Source organism: Streptomyces sennicomposti (assembly GCF_019890635.1).
In the GTDB taxonomy this organism is placed as follows: Bacteria; Actinomycetota; Actinomycetes; order Streptomycetales; family Streptomycetaceae; genus Streptomyces; species Streptomyces sennicomposti.
The window spans coordinates 35,435-41,704 of sequence record NZ_JAIOAB010000066.1 but is presented as its reverse complement, the minus strand read 5'-3'; the positions used below and the strand labels follow the sequence as shown (position 1 = coordinate 41,704).

The 6,270-nt window shown below is 71.6% G+C and carries 7 protein-coding genes; 6 read left to right on the top strand and 1 reads right to left on the bottom strand.

What is annotated here, in order from left to right; translation table 11 throughout:
• From K7787_RS27130 to K7787_RS27110, 5 genes are all read left to right on the top strand, one after another.
• Nucleotides 1–770: polysaccharide deacetylase family protein (locus K7787_RS27130; RefSeq protein ID WP_223003266.1), on the top strand; the 770-nt coding region annotated here is incomplete at its 5' end.
• Complete coding sequence (locus tag K7787_RS27125) at nt 770–1,990, top strand: YncE family protein (RefSeq protein ID WP_050790768.1); 1,221 nt, start codon at nt 770–772, stop codon at nt 1,988–1,990. The genes K7787_RS27130 and K7787_RS27125, both read left to right, overlap by 1 nt.
• A 99-nt stretch (nt 1,991–2,089) precedes the next feature.
• Nucleotides 2,090–2,740 carry an ADP-ribosyltransferase gene (locus K7787_RS27120; RefSeq protein WP_223003265.1) on the top strand — a complete coding sequence of 217 codons (651 nt, stop codon included), beginning with the start codon at nt 2,090–2,092 and terminating at the stop codon, nt 2,738–2,740.
• A gap of 124 nt (nt 2,741–2,864) precedes the next feature.
• The gene (locus K7787_RS27115; protein WP_009190723.1) at nt 2,865–3,077 is read left to right on the top strand and encodes an EF-hand domain-containing protein; all 213 of its coding nucleotides are present in this window, start codon (nt 2,865–2,867) and stop codon (nt 3,075–3,077) included.
• A 163-nt stretch (nt 3,078–3,240) separates the two neighbouring features.
• The gene (locus K7787_RS27110) at nt 3,241–3,948 is read left to right on the top strand and encodes an NADPH-dependent F420 reductase (protein ID WP_308036482.1); all 708 of its coding nucleotides are present in this window, start codon (nt 3,241–3,243) and stop codon (nt 3,946–3,948) included.
• Nucleotides 3,949–3,964: 16 nt separating this feature from the next.
• Here K7787_RS27110 and K7787_RS27105 read toward each other — a convergent pair whose 3' ends face one another.
• On the bottom strand, nt 3,965–4,519 hold the full coding sequence (locus tag K7787_RS27105) for a GH25 family lysozyme (protein ID WP_009190725.1): 555 nt from the start codon (nt 4,517–4,519) through the stop codon (nt 3,965–3,967).
• A 140-nt stretch (nt 4,520–4,659) separates the two neighbouring features.
• Here K7787_RS27105 and K7787_RS27100 point away from each other — a divergent pair, with 140 nt between their 5' ends.
• Nucleotides 4,660–6,177: a hypothetical protein gene (locus K7787_RS27100; RefSeq protein ID WP_223003264.1), complete on the top strand. Its 1,518-nt coding sequence runs from the start codon at nt 4,660–4,662 to the stop codon at nt 6,175–6,177.
• The last annotated feature ends 93 nt before the right edge of the window (nt 6,178–6,270 follow it).

The following is a 6,270-nucleotide window of genomic DNA, read 5'->3' as shown; positions in this document are numbered from 1 at the left end:
TGCGGGGGGCGGGGGCGGGGCTCGCCGCGGGGGGCGCGCTCGGGGCGGGGTGTCCCCCCACGGGCGCCCCCCCGCCCCCCGCCGCGCCCGACGCCCCGCCCACGGGCGCCCCCGCCACCCCCACCGCCGCGGCGCGCTCCGCCGCCCCCGCCCCGCGCGCCTTCCCGCACCAGCCCCCGCAGATCGCCCACGGCCCCCGCGACCGGCCCCGCGTCGCCCTCACCTTCCACGGCCAGGGCGACCCCGCGATCGCCCGCGCCCTGCTCACCACGGCCGAGGCACACGGCGCCCGCCTCACCGTCCTCGCCGTCGGCGCCTGGCTGGACGAGCACCCGGAGCTGGCCCGCCGGGTCCTGGACGGCGGCCACGACCTCGGCAACCACACCCAGCGCCACCTCGCCGTCAACGACATGTCCGAGGCCGACGCCCGCGCCGAGATCACCGGCTGCGCCGACCGCCTGAAACGCCTCACCGGCTCGATCGGCGCCTGGTTCCGCCCCTCCCGTGCCCCGGCCGCCTCCCCGCTGGTCCAGCGGCTGGCCCGGGACGCCGGGTACCCGCACGTGCTCTCCTACGACGTCGACTCCCTCGACTACACCCGGCCCGGCGCCCCGGCCGTCGTCCGCAACGTCATGGCGGCGGCCAGGGCCGGTTCCGTGGTGAGCCTGCACTTCGGATACGCCGACACGGTCGCCGCCCTCCCCGACGTACTCGCCGAACTCGACCGCCGCGGCCTGCACGCGGTCACCACCACGGAGCTGCTGAGCTGATGCCACCCACACCACCCACACCACCCACGCCCGCGTCCCGTCCCCTGAGGGTCCTGATCGCCGGTGCCGTCTGCGCCGTGCTCGCCGCGCTGCCCGCGTGCAGCGGCACGGACTCCGCCCACCACACCGACGAGGCCCTCGGCAGCGAGGCGCCCGCCCGGCCCGAGCAGCCGGGTCGGCAGCAGGCGGATGCCCTGCCCGGCATGCCGCCCGTCCTGGACCCGAAGGACGCCTACGCCGCCGACCGCCCCGGCCGCCTCGCCGAGGCCGTCAAGGACTTCCCCACCCGGATCTACGTCCCCAACACCAACTCCAACACCGTCTCGGTGATCGACCCGAAGACGTACAAGGTCACCGAGACCATCCCGGTCGGCCGCCAGCCCCAGCACGTGGTGCCGTCCTGGGACCTGAAGACGCTGTGGGTCAACAACGACCTCGGCAACTCCCTGACCCCCATCGACCCGAAGACCGGCAAGGCGGGCAAGCCCGTCGACGTGCACGACCCGTACAACCTGTACTTCACCCCGGACGGCAAGTACGCCGTGGTGATGGCGTCCAAGGACCGCCAGCTCGTCTTCCGCGACGCGCACACCATGGACCGGGTCAAGACCGTCCCCGTCACCTGCGGCGGCGTCAACCACGCCGACTTCTCCCTGAACGGCCGCTACTTCATCGTCTCCTGCGAGTTCAGCGGCGAACTGCTCAAGGTGGACACCGCGAAGATGCGGGTCGTCGGGCAGCAGAAGCTGGACGTGCGCGGCGCGATGCCGCAGGACGTGAAGATGTCGCCCGACGGCAGGACGTTCTACATCGCCGACATGGTGGCCGACGGGCTGTGGATCCTGAACGGCGACACCTTCGCCAAGCCCCGCTTCCTGCCCACCGGCAAGGGCGCCCACGGCCTCTACGTCAGCCGCGACTCCCGCGAGATGTACGTCTCCAACCGGGGCGAGGGCACCGTCTCCGTCTTCGACTTCGCCCAGGACAAGCTCACCAAGAAGTGGCGCCTGCCCCACGGCGGCAGCCCCGACATGGGCGGCGTCTCCGCCGACGGCAAGGTGCTGTGGCTGTCCGGCCGCTACAACTCCGAGGTGTACGCCATCGACACCCGCAGCGGGAAGCAGCTCGCCCGGATCAAGGTCGGCAGCGGGCCGCACGGCCTCGCCGTCTACCCCCAGCCGGGCCGCTACTCGCTCGGCCACACCGGCATCTTCCGCTGACACCGCCCGGTGCGGGGCGCGGCAACCCGCCGGCCGGACACGCCTCCGATCAGGTGACGGTCCACCGCCCGCCGCCGCGGAACCGCGATCGTGCTGCGCATGATCACCACTCGTCCGCGGCGGCGGATCGCCGCCGCCGTCCTGTCCGTGTCGGCCGTCCTCGCGACCACGGCCGCCACCGCCCCCACGACCTCCGCCGCCACGACCTCCGCCGCTACGACCGGGGCCGCCGCCGGCCGGACCGCCTTCGCGCGGGCCGCCGCCGCGCCCGCCTGCCCGCAGTTCGCCGACAAGGTCAAGGCCGCCGCCGACCGGCGCGTGGACGTGGACCGCATCACGCCCGACCCCGCCTGGCGCACCACCTGCGGCACCCTGTGGCGCAACGACAACCGGGCCCCGGCGACCATCTTCCAGGAGGGCTTCTTCCCCCGGGACGTGCTGGACGGCCAGTACGACATCGAGAAGTACGTCCTGGTCAACCAGCCCTCCCCGTACGTGTCCACGACGTACGACCACGACCTCTACAAGACCTGGAAGTCGGCGTACAACTACTACATCGACGCCCCCGGCGGCGTGGACGTCAACAAGACCATCGGCGACACCCACAAGTGGGCCGACCAGGTCGAGGTCGCCTTCCCCGGCGGCATCGCCCGGCGGTACATCGTCGGCGCCTGCCCGGTCGACAAGGCCACGAAGACCGAGATCCTCAGCCGCTGCGAGAGCAACCCGAACTACGAGCCCTGGCACTGACCGCCGCCCGGCGTCCCCCGCCGGGCCGTACCGCCCGCACGGCCCGCCCCGCCGTGCCGTTAATCTGACCTGCGTCAGTACGACACGCAAGCCAGATCAATCGCGACACAAAAGGGGCGGACCGGTGGCGGACATCGAGGAAGCACGCAAGCAGTTCGAGCGGATCGACGCGGACGGTGACGGTTTCATCACCGCGGCCGAGTTCAAGTCGGCCCTGGCCCAGGGCGGCGACTGGAACGTCACCGACACCGTGGCGGAGGCCATCATCAAGCAGCGCGACCTCAACGGCGACAAGGTGCTGTCCTTCGACGAGTTCTGGGCGTACCTGAGCAAGTGACGCGGACGGCGAGGGGCGCCCGGCGGACACGCCGGGCGCCCCTCGCCGTACGGCCGCCGCGCGCCCGCCGGTCCCGCGTCCGCCGCCGCCCGCGCTCCTCACCCGTTCGCCGCCGCCCGGAATACCCCGCCGCGTGCGGAGGTTAGGCCTGTCCTGCACAGCCGTGACAGCACACAGGCACCGACCTCCCGGAAGAGCGAGGCGAGCACAGATGAAGATCGGCATCATCGGCGCGGGCAACATCGGCGGCAACCTCACCCGGCGGCTCACCGCCCTCGGGCACGACGTCTCCGTCGCCAACTCCCGCGGCCCCGAGACCCTGACCGCACTGGCCGAGGAGACCGGCGCGACGCCGGTACGCGTCGAGGACGCGGCGCGCGGCGCGGAGATCGTCGTCGTCACCGTGCCCCTGAAGGCGGTCCCGCACCTGCCCGCCGGGCTGCTGGACGGCGCCGCCGACGACGTGGCGGTCATCGACACCGGCAACTACTACCCCGAGCGCGACGGCCGGATCGACGCCGTCGAGGACGACGGCCTGACCGAGAGCCGCTGGACCGAGCGGCACCTCGGCCATCCGGTGATCAAGGCGTTCAACGGCACCTACGCGCAGGACATCCTGGACCGCCCCCGCCCGGCCGGCGACCCCGGGCGCCTCGCGCTCCCGGTGGCGGGCGACGACCAGGCGGCCAAGGCGAAGGTCCGGGCGCTGATCGAGGAACTCGGCTTCGACACGGTGGACTCCGGCGGCATCGACGACTCCTGGCGCCAGCAGCCGGGCACCCCGGTCTACGGCCTCCGGGAAGGCGTCGAGGCGGTCGCCAAGGCCCTCGCGGAGGCCTCCCCGGAACGCCCGGCGGACTTCCGCGCCTGACCGGTGCCCGGGACCGTCACTTCTTGGCCCACTCCCGCAGCGCGTCCGCACTGGAGAAGTTCGCGACGTTGGTGTCGTGCGGTTCGTCGGTGTACTGGTGGAAGAGCCACTTGGCCTTGATGCGGGGGTGGCCGGCCTTGACGTAGTCGGCGATCCACAGACCGTCGCCCGCGTACGAGGTGGTGTCGACGGTCAGCCAGAAGTGGCGGTTGGTGTACAGCAGCACCCGGTTGTTCGGGCGCAGCTGCTTCACCTTGCGGATGAAGCTGTCCTTCTCGGCGTTGGAGGCGTGGGTGCCCTCGGCCGTGTTCTCCCAGTCCACGGCGAGGATGTCACCCCGCTTCTCGGGGGCGTGCGCGACGAAGTACTCGGCCTGGGCGGTGATGTTGCCCGGCCACAGGAAGTGGTAGAAGCCGACGACCAGACCGGCGTCCCGGCCGTGCTTGGTCTGGGCGCTGAGTTTGGAGTTGACGTACGAGCGGCCCTCCGTCGCCTTGACGAAGACGAAGGAGAGCCCGCTCGTGCCGTAGGTCGCGGACTGGTAAGCGCTCACATCGATGCCCTTGAGCATGCAAACTCCCTGAAGGTGCCGTGGGGGAAGGAGTCGTCCCTGAATTCCTGCCCCACCCGGATACGGCCGATCCCTCCCGAGCGCTCGAACATCCGCCCTACCAGCTCACCGCCGACCGCCCCTCGGCTACCGTCGCCCACATGGAGCACGCCGACCACCGCTGGTGCTACAAGGACTTCGACGAGGACTGCCCTCGTTGCTGCTTGGACGCGATCGACGGACGGTCCCAGGAGGCCGCGGATCTCGGGCTGACCTGGGCTTTGGAAGGGCTGGTCGCGGAACACCCCAGCGTGCTCGAGAGGCACCTGCTCGGTCTGGCCGCCGACTCCCCGGAGCTCGTCTTCCCTTCGCACAGCCGGCGACTGGACATCATCGACTGGGCGGCGCAGCTACGGCACCCGGACAGATTCGCCGAGCGCCTCCCGGCTGTCACCGCTGTGCTCGTGGGCGTCGCGCGTGCCCGTGACGAGCTGAGCAGCTTTGACCGGGACGCCCGGGAGGTACTGGACGCGTTCCAAGGTCGCGCGCACCGTGTCCGGGCGGAGCTGTGGCACCACGTCGCCCTGCTCACGGTGGAGAGAACGCCGGTGGCGATCGCCGGACTGCGCGCCCGAGTGGAGGAGATCGCACGTCGCAACCCGCGAGCCTGGGCCGACTCCCTCGACTGGTTGTTCGCCGTCGGCCCTCGGCTGGACGACCTTGATGTGGTCGTCACGCTGACTCTGGCGCAGCCTCGGACCTCCGTGGGAGCCGCGCTGAAGCGGAGCTCGCGCAGTGAGGTGTCCGCGGTTCGCAGGCGCGCTGCGGGCGTCACGGCGCTCGCCGATGGCAGCAGCCCGATCGAAGAGACGCTGCTGAACGCGCTCTCGCAGTCCGTCGACGCCCGGCGCCAGGTGTTCCCGCGGCCACTCGAACATCCCTCCTCGACCTGGCTGTCCAGCTTCGAACTCGAAGACCTTGTACGTGGTGGCGTATCCGCGGCGGTCCGGGAATTCAGTGCGTTTGTGACCCAATCCGGCTCGCAGGACGAGGAGCCACTGACCGCCGGCCTGCTGCGGATGCTGGAGAAGCACCTTGCGACCGCGTCCACGGCAGGGCGGCGGCTGGCGCCCGGAGCACCGCAGGTGATGCTGGCCAGCAGGCAGGAGACGAAACACGCGGAGCGAGGCAACGGCGCCGACATCGGCATCACCCTCGACGTGGCCGCGCCAGGCCGGCTGGCGGCACGGACTGGCGACCTCGTGCAGGTCAAGAAGGCGAAGGCGCTGATCCCCAGCGCGCCGAACAGCGACAGCTGGGAGATCGACGCCGCTCAACTCACCACTCTGCTCGACCGGAGCGCCACCGCGGCCTACTGGCTGATCCCCGACAGCGGCGACGTTCGGGTCGTGCCGGCCAAGTTCCTGGCCGCGGTCCGGGATGGGAAGGCGGGGGACACCGGTTCCTTCACCGTCGGGCACACCGACATCCGCAACAGCGCCATCGGCCTGGAGCACTACCTGACGGATCTGATCACCGGTCTGTGGCTCGGTGGCGGCGGCGCGGTACTGGCCGCCGCAAGCGGCCACGATCCCCGGAACCGGCCCGCCTTCTTCCTGCGCGTCAACGTGCTGCTGCCCTTCCTGGATCCTCCGGGCCGGGGACGCCTTCTCAGGTGACTCGGCGCCGGACCCATGCCTGGCCATGCGAACGTCGACGACAGGGCGAACCGCCCGGGATTCCGCAAGGAAGCGCGGTGCTGTCGAGGAAGC

Coding starts and splice junctions, on each gene's coding strand:
- K7787_RS27125 (WP_050790768.1), top strand. CDS start 770: ATGCCACCCACACCACCCACACCACCCACGCCCGCGTCCCGTCCCCTG.
- K7787_RS27120 (WP_223003265.1), top strand. CDS start 2,090: ATGATCACCACTCGTCCGCGGCGGCGGATCGCCGCCGCCGTCCTGTCC.
- K7787_RS27105 (WP_009190725.1), bottom strand. CDS start 4,519: ATGCTCAAGGGCATCGATGTGAGCGCTTACCAGTCCGCGACCTACGGC.
- K7787_RS27100 (WP_223003264.1), top strand. CDS start 4,660: ATGGAGCACGCCGACCACCGCTGGTGCTACAAGGACTTCGACGAGGAC.